The sequence below is a fragment of the Streptomyces sp. NPDC001604 genome, from assembly GCF_042893475.1.
Taxonomy (GTDB): domain Bacteria; phylum Actinomycetota; class Actinomycetes; order Streptomycetales; family Streptomycetaceae; genus Streptomyces.
Window position 1 is genome coordinate 901,278 of the sequence record NZ_JBIAUY010000002.1, and the last position, 17,340, is coordinate 918,617.

Annotated in this window: 9 protein-coding genes; 5 read left to right on the forward strand and 4 right to left on the reverse strand. The window is 72.4% G+C overall.

Going from position 1 to position 17,340, the window contains the following annotated elements; all coding sequences use genetic code 11:
• Window positions 1-3: 3 nt before the first annotated feature.
• Window positions 4-1,428 (reverse strand): MFS transporter, encoded by a 1,425-nt coding sequence (locus ACFY1E_RS09520; protein WP_389073303.1) that lies wholly within the window; start codon window positions 1,426-1,428, stop codon window positions 4-6.
• A gap of 683 nt (window positions 1,429-2,111) precedes the next feature.
• On the opposite strand from ACFY1E_RS09520, the gene ACFY1E_RS09525 reads away from it, so the two are divergent.
• Together ACFY1E_RS09525 and ACFY1E_RS09530 are read left to right on the forward strand one after the other, a co-directional pair.
• On the forward strand, window positions 2,112-4,211 hold the full coding sequence (locus tag ACFY1E_RS09525) for an asparagine synthase-related protein (RefSeq protein WP_389073304.1): 2,100 nt from the start codon (window positions 2,112-2,114) through the stop codon (window positions 4,209-4,211).
• Window positions 4,212-4,914: 703 nt separating this feature from the next.
• Window positions 4,915-8,277 carry a BTAD domain-containing putative transcriptional regulator gene (locus tag ACFY1E_RS09530; protein ID WP_389073307.1) on the forward strand — a complete coding sequence of 1,121 codons (3,363 nt, stop codon included), beginning with the start codon at window positions 4,915-4,917 and terminating at the stop codon, window positions 8,275-8,277.
• 44 nt (window positions 8,278-8,321) lie between these two features.
• On the opposite strand, the gene ACFY1E_RS09535 is transcribed toward ACFY1E_RS09530, so the two are convergent.
• Both ACFY1E_RS09535 and ACFY1E_RS09540 read right to left on the reverse strand, forming a co-directional pair.
• On the reverse strand, window positions 8,322-10,271 hold the full coding sequence (locus ACFY1E_RS09535) for a sigma-70 family RNA polymerase sigma factor (RefSeq protein ID WP_389073309.1): 1,950 nt from the start codon (window positions 10,269-10,271) through the stop codon (window positions 8,322-8,324).
• Window positions 10,272-10,621: 350 nt separating this feature from the next.
• Complete coding sequence (locus tag ACFY1E_RS09540) at window positions 10,622-11,389, reverse strand: TetR/AcrR family transcriptional regulator (RefSeq protein WP_389073311.1); 768 nt, start codon at window positions 11,387-11,389, stop codon at window positions 10,622-10,624.
• A 386-nt stretch (window positions 11,390-11,775) separates the two neighbouring features.
• Here ACFY1E_RS09540 and ACFY1E_RS09545 point away from each other — a divergent pair, with 386 nt between their 5' ends.
• Together ACFY1E_RS09545 and ACFY1E_RS09550 are read left to right on the forward strand one after the other, a co-directional pair.
• On the forward strand, window positions 11,776-13,155 hold the full coding sequence (locus tag ACFY1E_RS09545) for an NAD(P)/FAD-dependent oxidoreductase (RefSeq protein WP_389073381.1): 1,380 nt from the start codon (window positions 11,776-11,778) through the stop codon (window positions 13,153-13,155).
• A 222-nt stretch (window positions 13,156-13,377) separates the two neighbouring features.
• Window positions 13,378-15,030 (forward strand): SpoIIE family protein phosphatase, encoded by a 1,653-nt coding sequence (locus tag ACFY1E_RS09550; protein WP_389073314.1) that lies wholly within the window; start codon window positions 13,378-13,380, stop codon window positions 15,028-15,030.
• Between the two features lie 6 nt (window positions 15,031-15,036).
• Here ACFY1E_RS09550 and ACFY1E_RS09555 read toward each other — a convergent pair whose 3' ends face one another.
• On the reverse strand, window positions 15,037-16,311 hold the full coding sequence (locus ACFY1E_RS09555; RefSeq protein WP_389073383.1) for an MFS transporter: 1,275 nt from the start codon (window positions 16,309-16,311) through the stop codon (window positions 15,037-15,039).
• A 122-nt stretch (window positions 16,312-16,433) separates the two neighbouring features.
• Between ACFY1E_RS09555 and ACFY1E_RS09560 the strand changes: the two genes are divergently transcribed.
• Window positions 16,434-16,985 carry a MarR family transcriptional regulator gene (locus tag ACFY1E_RS09560; protein WP_365844555.1) on the forward strand — a complete coding sequence of 184 codons (552 nt, stop codon included), beginning with the start codon at window positions 16,434-16,436 and terminating at the stop codon, window positions 16,983-16,985.
• Window positions 16,986-17,340: the final 355 nt, after the last annotated feature.

Consider the following 17,340-nt stretch of genomic DNA (forward strand, 5'->3'; position numbering starts at 1 on the left):
GGTTCAGGCCGGGGCCATCAGCAAGGGCCGGGCCCGCTCCCGCAACTCCACCACCCGAGGCTCGTCCCCGTACGGCTCCAGCCGGTGCAGGAGGTCCTTCACATACTCCGTGGTCCGCGCGGACGAGATCCGCCCGGCCACCTCCACCGCCCGCACCCCCTGCTCGCACGCCGCATCGAGGTTGCCCGACTCCAGCTCGGCCACCGCCGAGACGACCAACCGCAGCCCGTGCGACCGTACGAACTCCTCCGTCGGCTGCGACAGCGCCTGCTCGGTGAACCGCCGCACCTGACGCGGTGCCTTCAGATCGCGGTAGCACTCCGCAGCATCTGCGGCAAAACGGTCGTACGAATAGAAACCCAGCCATGACGGGTCATTGTCACCGTCACGGGCCCGTTCCAGCCACCCTTCGGCAGCCCGCAGGGCCCCGCCCGCCGCCTGCGCGTCACCCGCGCGCGCGTGCGCCCGTGCCTCGACGAGCCGGAAGAAGCTCATGGTGCGGGCGGTCGCCAGGCCCCGGTTGCGCTCGAGGGCGGCCTGCGCGAGGTCGACGCCCTCGTCGCCGAAGCCGCGATAGGTGGCCTGCAGCGACATGGACGCCAGCACATACCCCCCGAGGGGCACGTCGGCGGCGGCCCGGGCCAGCCGCAGCGCCTGGATGTAGTACCGCTGTGCGGCCTCCTGCTGACCGGTGTCGAAGGCCATCCAGCCCGCGAGCCGGGTCAGTTCGGCGCTCGCCCCGAACAGCGCGCGCCCGACCTCGTCCGAGTACGCCCCGAGCAGCAGCGGAGCCGCCTCCACCCGCAAGCACTCGGGCACCATGGACGAACGCCAGTCGCCTCCGCCGTACTTGGAGTCCCAGCGCCGGGCGTCCTCGGCGGCCTCCCGCAGCTTCTGCACATCGCTGTGGCCGACTTTGAGCGGTGCGCCCGAGCCGTCGGCGGCGTTCGCCTCGCGCGCGACCGAACTGTCGGCCGGTGTTATCAGCCATCGTGAGGCGGGCGTTGCGTATGCGCTTACTGCGAACGATCCGGCCAGCGACTGCCAGATGCCGCCGGAGCCGGCCCGGCGGCCGGCGAGGTCGAGACGGTAGAGCTCCGTCGCCGACCGCACCGCCTGTCCTACGTCCCTGGGGAAGGCGAGGCCCACTTCGGGTGCGGGATCCGCGTCCGCGAGGCCGATCTCGTGGAGCGGCACCGGGCGGCCGAGCTTCTGCCCTATCGCGGCGGCGATGAGGTGCGGCGCGGCACCCTGCGGCACCATGCCCTTCGACACCCAGCGCGCCACCGAGGTCTTGTCGTAGCGAAGAGTCAACCCGCGTTGAGCGCCAAGATCGTTGACGCGACGCGCGAGTCCTGCGTTGCTGATTCCCGCGAGGGCGAGAACGGCGCCGAGTTTTTCGTTCGGCCCGCGTTGCTCCCTGGACATGCGCCACCCCTCGACACAGACGGCTGCCGCGCTGGCATAACCACGCGGCATTCGTAAACCCAGCGTAGTTCGCCGCATCCCAAGCGTTAAGGGGCATTGTTCCGGATGGCGGGATTGTGGTCCGTACTGAAGTGCGGGACCGATACGCGCAGTTGCGCCATGCTCCCGCTGTGTGGCCGTGCGCCCGTCCGTGCGCTCTTCTCCGGCCATGCCGGGAGCGCTTCCATGGGCGGTGCGTGGGTCGGCCCGCTGTACTGGATCCAGCGGGCTGGGGGACACCGCCGCCTTCATCCCCGCGGGCGGCGGACGGGCCCGGGGGGCGAACTCCGTCTCCCGGGCTGCGCGCGGGTGAGGCGATGCTCAGAGCATGTACGGAGCGTGTCCAAGCCTGGCCCGTCATCACCGATTTGGCTGAAAATCGCCTCCGCGTTTCCCGGGTAATTGCCGCTCCCACCACGGAACTTGAGGGCGCGAAGGGCGTTCTCGGGGAGCATTCCGGGGGCGCATTCGCGTCGCAGACGCCGTACCGGGTACGGGTGTTCGGTCCTGCGGGCGGTTGAGCGCCGAAGCGTCGCCCGGGGGTCGTAAGCGGCTCCACCACGCCTCCGGCGTGCGCCCTTCATGGCAGCATGGTGAACCAGTTCGTACGGTGCACTGGTTGTCCACAGCCTGTGGAGGCGTCCATGCGGTGGTTGGTGGGGTGGAGCAGCACCGCCGCGGGGGCTTCGGAGATCGGTTCCGCGGGGGCCACCGGACAGGACGGCGAGACCGTGCACCCGGTGGGATCCCAACTCCTGTGGGGCGACCCGGACCCGCTCTGGGCGGTCGGAGACTGGCGGCCCGACGAGGTGCGGGTGGTCAAGGCCGACGCCCAGACCAGGATCGCGGTCCTGGGCACGTGCGGGGCCTCCGACGAGCAGCTGCGGGTCGGTCTCTTCGCCGCACGCGGGGGCGCACTGCGCCATCTGACGGCCTGGCCGGGCAGCTACACGGCGATCGTCCAGGTCGGCCGCCGGGTCACCGTCTGCGGCGACCTGGCGGGCGCCCGCCCCGTCTTCTACACCCCGTGGGCGGGCGGTACGGCCTACGCCACCGCCGCGCTCCCCCTCGCCGACCTCATCGAGGCCAACCTCGACTTCGGCCACCTCGCCGCGCTCCTCGCCGCCCCCGACGTACCGGCCGCGCTGCACGACTCCACGCCCTACGACGGCGTGCGGCGCATTCCGCCGGGGCATGCGCTGATCCTGCGCGCGGGCGCGCGTGAGATCGCCGGCTACGAGCCGGTCGCCTCGCTCGCGGTGGCGGCGCCCTCGGCGGACCCGGACAGCGCGGTCGACGCGGTGCGCGACGCGCTGGTGGAGGCGGTACGCACGCGGCTGGCGGCGCCGAGACACGTCCCTGGAGTCGACATGGACCCGGGTCCCGTTCCCGGCATGGGCCCGGCGGAGCGCCGCGCCGCGCGCGGGATGCCGGTGGCGGGCATCGGCGCGGACCTCTCCGGCGGCCCGGCGTCCGGGACGCTCGCCCTGCTGGCGGCCGGCCTGCCGGGCATGCCGGGCACGGTCCTGGGCCACGGCACGGGCGCGGGCGAACGCCTGCTGGCGGTCACCTTCAACGACCTGGCGGTCGGCGGCCGCGAGGCGGAACTGGAGCGGGCGGGCTCGCTGGCCGCCAACCCCCGCCTGCACCACGTGGTGGTGACCGGGGGCGAAGAGGCGCTCCCCTACGCCGAACTCGACGGCCCTTTGACGGACGAACCGGGCCAGTCCCTGGTGACGGCGGCCCGCCACCGCACCCGCCTGGCCTCCGGCAGCGCGGACCACTTCACGGGCTACGGCGCCCGCCAGGTCCTGGACGCGCACCCGGCCCGGCTGGCCGACCTCTTGATGGACCGCAAACGCCGCCACCTGGTCCGTCCCGTCGCGGCACTCGCGAAGGCGGACGGCTCGGTGATGGTCCCCGCGCGCGTGTACGGCGCGGCCCGGAAGCTGGCGAGGACCCCGTACCGGGCGGGCCTCGAACTCCTCGCCGAACGCCTCCTGCAACGCCGCTTCGACGAGCCGGGCGGCGCTGTCGGCGCGTCCCTCGCCGCCCTCACCTGGGCCAGACCCGGCCCGGCGGCGCGCTGGCTGACCGGCGAGGCCCTCGCTGAAGTATCGGTTCGCCTGCAGGCGTCGACGGGCCGCGCGGGCGTGGGCCCGGCCCAACGCCCGGGCGACTACCGCGCACGAGCGGCCCTGGCCCGCCACGCCGCCGACCTGCGCATCCTGGAACAGGCAGCCGAGATCCGCTCCCAACGCCTGCACGCGCCGTTCCTCGACAACCAGGTGGTCCGCGCCTGCCGCGCCCTCCCCGAAGCGCTGCGCGTGCAGCCCGGCGCGCGTGCCGAGATCCTCCGTACGGTCCTGGAAGGCGCCGGCGTGAGCGATCTCCCGCCCGGCTGGGGTGCCCCTTCCCACGCCTCGGCAGCGGTGGCGGCCCGCACCGGGCTGAGGGTGGCCGCCGACTCCCTGATGGCCCTCTTCGGCACTCCCTTGCTGGCGGAGGCGGGCCTGGTGGAGGCCCGAGTGGTCCGCAAGGCCCTCCGCGCAGCAGCAGCAGGCGAGCCCCTGCCTCTGGACGGCCTGGCAGACCTGGTCTCCCTGGAACTCTGGCTCCGCCGCCTCCTCTCCCGCCGAGGAACCTGCTGGACAGGCACCCCGGCCCGCCAACGAGCAGTACCGGCGGGTATCACCCCCCGGAGGGGGGCCCTGGCTTCGGGCGGAGGAGCGGGGGTTGCGTGAGCCCGCCCCCCTGAACGGCCGCGAGACGCAGCTCGGGATGCCACCCGTCCGGGCGGGTGAGGCCGCCGCCGGCATTCACCCGCGTGACGCGGTCTTTGGGCGCGGGTGGTTTTCCCAGCTGGTTCGGTGTGTGGGGCCTGTGGGGTGCGGTCTTTGGGCGCGGGTGGTTTTCTCGGCTGGTTGGGTGTGTGGGCCTGTGGGGTGGGGTCTTCGGACGGGGGTGGTTTTCTCGGCTGGTTCGGTGTGTGGGGCCTGTGGGGTGCGGTCTTTGGGCGCGGGTGGTTTTCTCGGCTGGTTCGGTGTGTGGGGCCTGTGGGGTGCGGTCCTCGGGCGCGGGTTGCTTTCCCAGGCGGTCGGACGTGTGGGGGCCCCGTGGGGGCGCGGCTTTCAGACGTCGGCCGCTTTCCCAGCCCGTCCGGCGTGTGAGGCCCGCGGGGCGCAGTCTTCAGGCGCGGGTCGCTTTCTCAGCCCGTCCGGCGTTTGAGGACGAGGCCGTTCAGGCCGATCGGGGTCCGGGGCGGAGCCCGCGGGGTTCAGGGGCGGAGCCCCTGGCGGGGCCGAAGGGGCGGAGCCCCTGGGGACGGGACGGGTAGGGGCGGCGGGGGCGAGAAAACACCCGGTGCCCGGCACCCGTAGCGGCCCCCGAGCCCCCGGCCTCCACAAACCACGTGCCCCAGTCCCACCCCCCGGCGACAATGACCTGGTGCGGTACAGAATCCTGGGCGTCACCCAGGCAGAGGACGACCACGGCACCGCCCTACCCATCCCCGGCCAACGCCTCCGCACCCTCCTCACCGCCCTGGCCCTGCGCCCAGGCCGAGTCACCACCCCCGACACCCTCATCGACGAGGTCTGGTCGGACACCCCGCCCCAGGACGCCCCCGCCGCCCTCCAGGCCCTCGTCGCCCGCCTCCGCCGCACCCTGGGCAGACAGAGCATCACCTCCGCCCCCGGCGGCTACCGCCTCGAGGCGACCCGCGACGACGTGGACCTGTTCGTCTTCGAGCGACTGGTACGCCAGGGCACCACCGCCCTCGACCACGGCGACCCGCACACCGCCGCACACACCCTGGACCAGGCCCTCGCCCTGTACCGCGGCCCCGCCCTCGCCGACCTCCCGGACCGCCTCGCCGCCACCCGCCCCGAAGCGCTGCACCGCGAGGCGACAAGGGCGCGCATCGACGCGGACCTGCACCTCGGCCGCGCCCACGCCGCCGTACCGCATCTGAAGGAACTGACCGCGGCGCACCCGTACGACGAACCGCTGCACGCCCTCCTCATCCGCGCCCTGCGCGACACGGGCCGTACGGCCGACGCCCTCGCCGCATACGAGACCGCCCGCCGAGCCCTCGCCGAAGGCCTGGGCACCGACCCGGGCCCCCAACTACGTGCCCTGCACACGGAACTGCTCAGCCCGGCGACAACACCACCACCCACCCCCACCCCCACCCGCACCCCGGACTCCACCCCCGCCGCCCCCCAACCCGAACCCCCCACCCGCACCGGCAACCTCCGTCCCCGCCTTACCTCTTTCGTGGGCCGGGAACCAGAACTCGACGCCATCCGTTCCGAATTGCACAGGACAAGGCTCGTCACCCTCACGGGTCCGGGCGGCTCCGGAAAGACCCGCCTCGCCGAGGAGGCCGCCGCCGGGCTCCCCCAGGCGTGGCTGGTCGAACTGGCACCGCTGGACCGCCCGGAGGCGGTACCGGGCGCGGTGGTCAGTGCGCTCGGTCTGCGCGAGACCGTGCTGATGACCACCGAGCTGACGGCCCCGCAGGACGACCCGCTCGCCCTGCTCGTCGAGTACTGCGCCCCGCGCAGCCAGCTCCTGATCCTTGACAACTGCGAACATGTCATAGAAGCAGCGGCAGCCCTCGCCGAGACGCTGCTCACCCGCTGCCCCGGGCTCACGATCCTCGCCACCAGCCGTGAACCCCTGGGCGTCCCCGGCGAGTCCGTGCGCCCGGTCGAACCCCTCGTCCTCGACCAGGCACACCGCCTCTTCGAGGAGCGCGCGTCCGCCGTCCGTCCCGACGCGGCCGCCGTGCTCCGCGACCGTGAGGCGGTGGAGGAGATCTGCCGCCGCCTGGACGGCCTGCCGCTCGCCATCGAACTGGCCGCGGCCCGGCTCCGGCTGCTCACCCCCCGCCAGATCGCCGACCGCCTCGACGACCGCTTCCGCCTCCTCACCTCCGGAAGCCGTACGGTCCTGCCCCGCCAGCAGACCCTGCGCGCGGTCGTCGACTGGTCCTGGGAACTGCTCGACGAGCGGGAGCGCACGGTGCTGCGCGAGGTCTCCGTGTTCGCCGGCGGCTGGGACCTCGCGGCGGCGGAGACCGTGTGCACCGGCCCCGCGACCGATCTCCTCGGGGCGCTCGTCGACAAGTCCCTGATCGTGGCCACCCCGGCCGAGACGTCCTACGACGGGGCCGGCTCCGGCGGCATGCGCTACCGCATGCTGGAGACCATCCACGAGTACGCCGCGGAGCGCGCCGCCGAGGCCCCCGAACTGCGCGCCGCGGCCGAGCGCCGGCACAGCGCATGGGTGCGCGCGCTCGTGGCGGAGGCCGACCCCCTCCTGCGTTCCGCCGGTCAACTGCCGTGGATCACCCGTCTGGAGACCGAGCTGGACAACATCCGCGCAGCCCTCCGCCGTGCCCTCACCGCGGGCGCCGAGTCGGAGGCCGGCGCCCTCGCCCTGTCCATGGGCTGGTTCTGGTGGCTGCGCAACTACCGCCACGAGGCCGAGTCCTGGTTGGACCAGGTCCTCCGCCTGGGCGTCGCCCTGGACACCGCCGCCGCCTCGCAGGCCCCCGCCCTGGCCCCCACAGGCCCCATGGATCCCATTGGTCCCATTGATCCCATGGACGCCTACCTCTCCGCCCCCGACGCCGAAGCGCACCACCCCCGCCACACCCTCCGCATGAACCTCCGGATGCTGCACCTCTTCATGCAGTCGGACACCCAGCCGATGGACGTGCTGCTGGACGACCGGCTGCGTCAGTACGTAGGCCGGCTGCGGGAGTTCTTCGAGCGGGGCGGCCCGGAGGCGGCCCGTATGCCGGGCCTCGTCTGGCCGTTCACCACCTTCGTCCTGGACAGCCCGCAGGACGTCCGCGCCGCCCTGGACGTCTCCGTCGCCAACTGCCGTGCCCACGGCGACGACTGGGCGGTCGGCGTCGCCCTGATGTTCCGTACGCACATGGCGGTCGACTCTCCGGGCGGCATGGAGGGTGTCGACGAGGACCTCGCGGAGCTCAGGGCGCTGAGCCGGCGCGTCGGCGACCGCTGGATGCGGGCCCAGGTGTGCAGCGCGGCCGGCGAGGCGGCGATGGCCCGGAGCCGTCTGGAGGAGGCCAAGGGCGAGTACGGGGAGGCGCTGCGGCTCGCCTACGAGGTGGGCGCGTACACCGAGACACCGTTCCTGCTGGCCCGGCTCGCCGAGATCGCCTACCGGGCGGGCGACCGCGCGACCGCGCTCAGCGGCCTTGACGAGGCGACCGCCGCCGCCGACCGCTACGGCGTACCGGACTCCAGGGCGTTCGTGCTGCTGATGCGCGCCCAGCTCGCACTGGACGAGAAGGACACCGCCCGTGCCCGCACGCTGCACGAGGCGGCTCACGAGGAGATCGGGCGGGGCACGCCTCCGCCGCAGTTCATGGTGATGCTGAACGCGATCGACGCCCTGGTGACGGTCGCCGAATCGGGCCCGGCACAGGGACTGCCGAAGCTGGCCGACACCGTCCGCGAGGCGGTGGAGCGGCGCTGCGCCGACGGGATCACGGCCACCCTCGTGGACAGTACGGCCGTCCAGCTGTCCGACCTCGGAGACCATCCGCGCGCGGTCCGCCTGCTCGCCGCCGCGGACCGGCTGCGGGGCGGCCAACCGCGCCTCATGCCGGAGCGCGCCGAGGCCGAGCGTGCCGAGGCCGCCGCCCGCGCCGCGCTGTGCGCCGTGGAATTCGAGGCGGAGCGCGCCCGGGGCGCCGCCCTGGACACCGACGACCTCCTCGCGGAACTCGGCGAGGCCCTGCACAAGCACCCTGCCGAGCAGCTCCCGTAGCCGAACCGCAGCCCGAACCGCGGCCCGAACCACAGCCGTACGCCCTACGAGCAGGTGAACTTCGACTCGGCCCAGTCCGCGAGCGTCAGGGTGTCGAAGCCGCTCTGCGGCTGCACGACCAGCCGTACGGTCCGGTACCCGGCGAGGTTCACATGGGCCGGGACGGCCGGGTGGCCGGCCTGGATCAGCCCGGACTGCCACAGCCGGACGCCGTCGGCGTAGACGGAGAAGTAGACCTTGCCGAGCCCCAGGGTCATGTCGTCGACGCCGACCACGGCGTCGTAGGCGGAGCAGGTGCGGTTGAGGTCGACGGTGACGGACGACTCGCCGTGCACGGTCACGCCCTGCGGGTACTGCTTGCCGGCGATCGCCATGCCGTACCGCTGCCACACCCAGCTGCTCTGGCCGATCCGCATCTCGGGCTTGGTGCCGTCGCCGGTGAGGTCGTACGACAGTCCGCTCCACTGGTAGACGGCCGTAACCGGCGGCGGAGTCGGGGTGGGAGTGGGCGTCGGCGTGGGCGTGGGCTTCGGGGTCGGCCTCGGTTTCGGCTTGGGGGCGGGAGTGGGGGTCGGGGTGGCCTTCGGCCGGGGAGCCGGGGCCGGAGTCGGCGCGTGTGCCGCCACGGGCTCGATCACCGGCGGCTTCGGCTCGGGCTTCTTCTTCGGTGGCGTCGGCTCGGGCGACTCACGCCGGACGGCCGGCGCGGAGGCGGGTGGCTTCGCGTCCGGCTTCCTGACCGGGGTGCCGCTCCCGGACAGCGCGAGGGCCACCGCCACACCCGCGGCGGCGAGGACACCGGCGGCGAGGCCGATCTTGGCGGGCGCACCCAGCCCCTCGGAGGCCGCCGCGCCACCGGCGCCCGCTCCGCTGGAGGAGCCGCCGCCCGCCGCGGCGGCCGCTCCCGCGACCCCCGCCGCACCGGCTCCGGTGCCGCCCGCGACGAGCGCGGCCACCTTGGCGTACCCGGCGGCACCGAACCAGCCGATGACCGCGACCGGCACGACGCCCGGGATACCGCCGGCGACTTCCTTGATCTGGCCCGCGGCCAGCCGGCACTTGGCGCACTCCTCCAGGTGCTTGCGCAGCCCCCGCTCGGCCCGCGTGCGCAGTCCGCCACGGGCGTAGGCGCCGAGCCGGTCGGCGTAGCGGGCGCACTCCTCGTCGCCGGCGAGCGTGGCGCTGACGTGTGCCTGGAGATAGGCCTGCTTGAGGCCCTCGCGGGCGCGGCTGGCGAGGACCCGGGTGCCGTTGGCGTCGAGACCGAAGAGCGTGGCGACCTCGCTCGGCGACTCGTCCTCGACCTCGGTGTGCCACAGCACGGCCTGCCAGCGCTCCGGCAGCGACCGGAAGGCCTGCATGGCCATGGACTGCTCGGCCTCGTGCATCGCGCGGACGTCGGCGCCGAGCTCCAACGTGTCGTCTTCGGACACCTCGGAGGAGCGCGCGGCCTGCGCCGCGAACACCGCGAAGTCGTCGACCAGTTGCTCACGCCTGGCGGACTTCGTCCAGTTCGCGGCCACCCGCCGGACCGTGGTGAGCAGATACGCGCGTACGGCGTGCTCGGGGCCGTGGCCGCCGCGCACCGCCTGGAGCATGCGGGCGAAGACCTCGGCGGTGAGGTCGTCCGCGGTGTGCGCGTCGCGGCAGCACGTGCGGGCGTAGCGGCGCACCGCGTCCGCGTGGCGCCGGTACAGCTCCTCGTACGCGGTGTCGTCGCCCGAGCGCATCCGCCCGATCAGATCGGCGTCGGAGGGCGGCTGGTCCCTGGGCGGCGGCAGGACGCCGTCCTCCCGCCGGTCGCGCTGCGCCGGGACACTGCCCTCGACGGGCTCGACCGGCTCGCCGCCCTGCGGTGGGATGACGGTCTCGGGGCGACCGCCGCGCGGGACACCCGCCCGTCCGCCCGGCCCGCCCTGACTCGGCACCTGCGGCGAACCACCGGCCTCCGGGTCACCGTCACCCAGTGGCTCGTCCCGCCCGTCAACGCTCATCGCGGAAAGCCCCCGACGCCTGCCCAACCAGTCCCGAACACCGGGTCAGAGTGCCATATTGGCTTTTGTTCAGGACCCATCAGAGCGGACCATCCACCCGTCCGTGGGGACTTGTCGTGCCGTAGTACTAGTCGTCGCTCATTCGGGGAAGGCTCAATTGACGCCCGACAGGCGGAAATTGAGCGGCAGTTGAGTGGCATGCCGGAAATGTCGCGCTCATTCCGGGCTCACGCCGGGCGCGCGGGCCGTGCGGTGCCCACGCCCCACCATCACCTCTTCGAGTTACGGACCGTTCGAGTTACGGGCCACCGGAGACGCTGACACGCCCCTCCCGCCGACGGGCCGCACCCTCAGGCCGGCCGTGACCGCAGCCCTTCCAGCAGGATGTCGAGCAGCCGTGCCGAAGCGGCCGCCTGCTGCGCCGCGTCCGGCAGCGAGGGCGCCGCCGTCGCGATGACCAGCAGTACGTCCGAGACCGACACGTCGGCCCGCAGCTCACCCGCCGCGCGCGCCCGCTCCACGAGCTGGCCCACGACCTCGAGCAGCGCGCCCGCACCCGTGTCGTCCTCGGCCGAGACCCTGGGGGCCCCTTCGGGAACGAGCCGCAGCTCCCCGGAACCCGGCTGGGTCCGCTGCTGCGGCACCCGGGCCTCGTCGAAGACCGTCCCGTCGGACCCGTCGTCGCCGACCGAGACCCGCAGCACCTGCGGCGGCAGCAGCCGCCCGGCACCCGAGGCCACCGACGTCCGCAGGAAGCGCGAGAGCGCCGACCACGGCTCGTCCTCCTGGCCGAGCGCCGCCCGGGCCTGGTCGGTGAGCCGGGAGGTCTCCTCCTCGGCTATCCGCCGCACCAGGACGTCCTTGCTCGGGAACCGCCGGTACACGGTCCCCACACCCACCCGCGCCCGCCGCGCCACGTCCTCCATCGGCGCGCCGTACCCCAGCTCGCCGAAGACCTCGCGCGCCGCGCGCAGTACGTGCTCCAGATTGCGCTGTGCATCCACGCGCAGCGGCGTCGTGCGCGAGGTGTCCCCGCGTCCGTTGCCCGTCGCCGCGCTCACCATGCCGCCCGTTGTCAGTGCTGACGCGGACGACCAATGAGAGTCCTGAACATGCATAAGTGTTCCCCCGGTAATGACGTCTCCCCCCGGAGACTCTCCCCGCCATTCATTGGTTGCCGGAGCGTGGGAACAAGCCCGGTTCACCGGCCCGCCCGTCGCGGACTCGACGACCGATGAGTGCATCCCCCTACACCCCGTCGAGACACGAACATAGTTGAGAGGGAGTCAATTCAGAAGGGGCAGGTTCCGCACGGAGCGCCCCCCGATCGGAGTACGGGTCGCATACGTCCCGATTGCGCCCCCCAAGGTCATCCGGCGCACACCCGCTGACCTGCGGCGCTTCCGGGCAGTCGGGCAATTCGGCCAACCCTGGGCTTCCCCGGCCCCGCGTCACACAAATTGTCGGGGCTGTGGACAAAATCAAGCGCCGGGTGCGTCATGGGATGGTGAAGGAACGTGCGCGCATTCTCGTTGTCGGCGGCGGCTACGTCGGGATGTACACGGCCCTGCGCCTCCAGCAGAAGCTGAAACGGGAACTCAGGCGGGGCGAGGCCGAGATCACAGTCGTCACTCCCGACCCTTACATGACCTATCAGCCATTCCTTCCCGAGGCGGCCGCCGGTGCCATTTCACCCCGGCACGTCGTCGTACCGCTGCGCCGCGTCCTGGACCAGTGCCATGTCGTCGTCGGCGAGGTCCACTCCATCGACCACGCCAAACGCACCGCCACCCTCAGCACCCTCGCCACGGAGGAGGAGGGAGCGGGACCCGAGCACATGACGTACGACGAACTGGTCCTCGCCCCCGGTTCGATCTCGCGCACGCTGCCCATCCCGGGCCTCGCCGACCACGGCATCGGTTTCAAGTCGGTCGAGGAGGCCATCGGCCTGCGCAACCACGTCATCGAGCAGATGGACATCGCCTCCTCCACCCGCGACCCCGCGATCCGCGACGCGGCCCTCACCTTCGTCTTCGTCGGCGGCGGCTTCGCCGGGGTCGAGGCGCTCGGCGAACTCGAGGACATGGCCCGCTACGCCGCCCGCTACTACCACAACGTCCGGCCCGAGGACATGAAGTGGATCCTCGTGGAGGCCTCGGACCGCATCCTGCCCGAGGTCGGCGAGGAGATGGGCCGCTACACGGTCACCGAACTGCGCCGCCGCAACATCGACGTACGCCTGCACACCCGCCTGGAGTCCTGCGCGGACCGTGTCGCCGTCCTCAGCGACGGCGCCCGCTTCCCGACCCGTACGGTCGTCTGGACGGCCGGTGTGAAGCCCAGCCCGCTGCTCGCCGCCACCGACCTGCCCCGTACCGAACGCGGTCGGCTGAAATGCACCCCCCAGCTGACGATCGACGGCGTCCCGCACGCGTGGGCGGCAGGAGACGCGGCCGCCGTCCCCGACGTCACCGCCGCCGAACCCGGCACGGAGACCGCACCCAACGCCCAGCACGCGGTCCGCCAGGCCAAGCTCCTCGGCGACAACATCGCGCACTCCCTGCGCGGCGAACCCCTCGAGACGTACTCCCACAAGTACGTCGGCTCGGTCGCCTCCCTGGGCCTGCACAAGGGCGTCGCCCACGTCTACGGGCGAAAGCTGAAGGGCTACCCTGCCTGGTTCATGCACCGCGTCTACCACCTCAGCAGGGTGCCAACCTTCAATCGCAAGGCCCGTGTCCTGGCGGAATGGACCCTTTCGGGCCTCTTCAAGCGGGAGATCGTCTCCCTGGGTTCGCTCGAACATCCCCGAGCGGAGTTCGAACTCGCGGCCGGTGGAAAGCCTCCTACCGACCCGATGAACGACCCGAAGGGGTCGTCCTGACCGGACCGAGGAACTCCACCGACCGACCGGGCGTCTCACGGATGTCGCCCCGGTAGGCCACACTGCCAGACTGATCCCCGCCCAGGGCGAGCAGATGCCCGCCCTTCGAACCCAAGAGGCTCTCTCCACCGTGCTGCATCCCGGGGGCGTCACCCCCCAGCCCTCCGGACGGGTCCGGAGCCGGCCGAAGACGCCGAAGACGACGACACGAGGCAAGGATTCGTGAACTTCACGCGCTGGAGCGCCCGGCTCCCCGGAACGCAGCGCCGCGCCGCAGCGCGGACCGATCACACGGCCGCCCCCGACCGGCAGGCCGACACCCCGAACCCCGTGCCCGCGGCCCGCGCCGAACAACTCACCGACGAGCACGCCCCCGTACCGGCCGTCGACGAGCTCCCCGTCCGCGAGGTCCTCGACCGCGTCCCGGCCCTCGTCGCCCTCGTCCACGGCCCCGACCACCGCGTCGCCTACATCAACGACGCCTACGTGACGGCCTTCGGCGTACGGCCGCTCGGCGAGCCCACCCGCGAATCCCTCCCCGAACTCGACGAACTGGGCCTGCTCCCGCTCCTCGACCAGGTCCTGCGCAGCCGCAAGCCCCGCACCCTCAAGTCCCGCAAGGCCCCCGACGGCCGCTCCTACACCTTCACCTGCACCCCCGTGACGGAGGGTGAGAACGCGGGCGTACTGGTCTTCGCCACCGACGTCACCGACCACGCCGAAGCCGCCGAACGCCTCCGCGCCAGCGAACGCCGGCAGCGCGAGACAGCCGTCACCCTCCAGCGCTCGCTGCTGCCCCAGGAACTCGAAGAACCCGACGACCTGCGCATCGCCGCCACCTACCAGCCCGGCGGCACCGAGGCGGCGGTCGGCGGCGACTGGTACGACGTCATCACCCTCGGCGGCGGCCGCACGGCCCTGGTCATCGGCGACGTGATGGGCCGGGGCGTAAGAGCCGCGGCCGTCATGGGCCAACTCCGCACCGCGGTCCGCGCGTACGCCCGCCTCGACCTCCCCCCGCACGAGGTCCTCCAGCTCCTCGACGGCCTCGCCACGGAGATCGACGCCAACCAGATCGCGACCTGCGTCTACGCCATCCACGACCCGAACGAGGGCCGCCTGGTGTACGCCTCCGCCGGCCACCTCCCGATCCTCGTACGCGACGAGAGCGGAGTAGTCTTGCGCGCCGACGAGCCGACCGGCCCGCCGCTCGGCACGGGCGGCTGGATGCACGCGTCGGGCTCGATCCCCCTGGGCCCCGGCTCCACGGCCGTCCTCTACACGGACGGCCTGGTGGAACGCAGGGACGAGGACCTCGACGAGGGCATCGCAGCCCTGGAGCGCGCGCTGGCCGGCGCCACGGGCACGCCCCAGGTCGTCTGCGACCGCCTGGTCCGCTCGGCGGGCGTGACGGCGGACCACGACGACGACGTCGCCGTCCTGGTCCTCCAGCACCCGGCCCGCACCGGCCCGGACAGCGACCTCTTCCGCAACGCGGCCCTGGAACTCCTCGGCGGCATCGAAGCGGCCCCACGCGCGCGTGCCTTCGCCTCCGGCGTCCTGACGAGCTGGCGCTTCCCCACAGACCTCCACGACCTCGGCGTCCTCGCGGCGAGCGAACTGGTCGCCAACTCCCTCCAGCACGGCACGCCACCGATGCGCCTGCGCCTGCGCCGCACCGACCGCCGCCTGATCATCGAGGTCACCGACGGCGACGACCACCTGCCCCGCCGCCGACGCGCGGAACCCGGCGACGAGTCGGGCCGGGGCATCGCCATCGTCGCGACGATCGCCTCGAACTGGGGCTCACGCCGCACACCGGGCGGGGGCAAGGCGGTCTGGTGCGAGTTCGTCCTCCCCAAGGGCTCGACCTGACCGGGCTCAGGCCTCCGCGACCACCGGCTCCGCAGCAGCCCCGCCCCGGGCGACCACCCGGCTCCTCCCGAGCCACGGCTGATCCTGTACAGCGGTGAGCTGCCGCCCGAGGCGCAGCGCGAGGAAGGTGATCCCGAGGGAGAACAGCAGGAACGTCACGATGTAAGGCGCGGGCAGCGAGGCCCCCAGCGGCCCGCCCACCGCCGGCCCGACGGCCAGCGCAAGCTGCTTCACCAGGGCGAAGGCGGAGTTGTACTGCCCCGCCATCCCCGTCGGCGCGAGATCGGCGACCAGCGGGGCGACGGTCGGCGACAGCATCGCCTCACCCAGCCCGAACAAGGCATACGTCGACACGAACGCGGCCGTCGCCATCTCCTGGCTGCCGTGCCCGAGCCCGGCGTAACCGGCCATGACCCACGCCACGGCCCAGATCAGCCCGACAACGGCGATCACCCGGGACCGGCGCCGGCGCTCGACGAACCTCAGCACGGCGAACTGCGCGACGACGATCATCAGGGTGTTGGCGGCGAGCGCCGTGCCCAGCGCCGACGTCGAGATGCCCGCGGCCTCGACCCCGTACGCGCTCAGCCCCGACTCGAACTGCCCGTAGCAGGCGAAGAACAGCACAAAGCCGAGCACGGACAGCTGCACCATGGCCCGGTTGCCGAGCAACTGCTTCCAGCTGCCCTTCGCCGACTGCGCGGGCGCGTCCTCGATGCGCGGGGAGTGCGGCATCCGCACGGTTGCCATCACGACCGCGAGCAGCAGGAACACCGCAGCCTCGATCGAGAACAGCATCGTGAAGGAGTCGACGCGCGTAGAGTCGACGAGATGGCCGCCGATGAGCCCGCCGACACCCAGCCCCAGGTTCTGCAGGAAGAACTGCATGGCAAAGGCGCGCGAGCGCGTGTCCGCCGTGGAGCAGTCCACGATCATCGTCGCGAGCGCCGGCTGCATCACGGCCTGACCGGCCCCGAGCGCGGCCGCCGACAACAGCACGGCGGTGCTGTTGGCCGCCAGTCCCAGGCTCAGTGCCCCTACGGCAGCAGTGACCAGGGCGGCGAGCAGGACCGGCCGGGGACCGCGCCGGACGATGGCTCGCCCGGCGAACGGCAGCACGATCAGCGCAGCCACAGCAAAGACAGCGAGCACGAGCCCCGCCGTCATGGCCCCAAGCCCCCGCACCTGCGCCACATAGACGTACAGGTAGGGGACGGTGAAGCCGAGCCCGAATGCGCTGAGTGCGTTACCCACGTGGATCCGGCGCATCGCTGCGCCCATCGCCCTGGTCACGTTCACCTCTCTCAGTAGTTAGGAGTGAAGACTTCGAAGCTAAACTTCGAAGCTAAACAGTACACCTAGAAGAACTTCAACGCCAAGCATGCCCGTGCCATACTTCGCCCATGGGCGACACCCCCGGCACCCTCGGCGAGCCGACACTCGAAGAGCAGATCGCCGCCTACCAGCGCGAGTTCCGGGACCTCGACCCCCAGGTCGAAAAGATCGTCTCGGCCCTGTCCCGCCTGAACCGCCGCATGAACGTCGCCTACGGCCGCCAGACCTCCGCCCTCGGCATCAGCAACGCCGAGTGGGAGGTGCTCAAGGCCCTCGTCCTCTCCGGTGCCCCCTACCGCCTGGGTCCGAGCGATCTCGCCAAGCGCCTGGGGCTCACGCCGGCCGCGATGACCCACCGGATCGACCGCATGGTCGCCGAGGGTCTGGTGACCCGGGAACGCGACGAGTCCAACCGGGTGCGGGTGATCGTGGAGCTGACCGCCGAGGGCCGCGAGAAGTGGCTCGAGGCGATGCGCCTCGCCACGGTCTTCGAGGAGGACCTCCTCCAGGACCTGTCTCCCGACGAGCGCAGTACCCTGGGAGAGGTCCTCACCCGGCTCCTGCGCCGGGTGGAACACGCCCAGCCGGACGCGGGCGGACGCCTCACCGACCTGGACTGAGGCCGACATAAAAGATCTTGACAGAGGGTGGTTGACAACCCCCTCCCGGATCCGTAGAGTTCTTCGGGTTGCCACAGAGCCGTAACGGTTCTGCGACAGCACCTCCGCCGCACGAGCGGCACCCTCAAACCCTCAGAACGATCTCCCAATGGGATTGCTTTCGGCGCGCCCGAATTCAATTCGATTCGGACCGGCAGCCCGATTAGGAACTGCCGAAGGGATCCGCTAAGGTTTGAGACGTCGGAACGGCCCAACGGCCGGGAGGACAGCCCCTCTGACTGGGAGTCAGGCCCGAAAGGATCTGATAGAGTCGGAACCGCCGGAAAGGGAAACGCGAAAGCGGGAACCTGGAAAG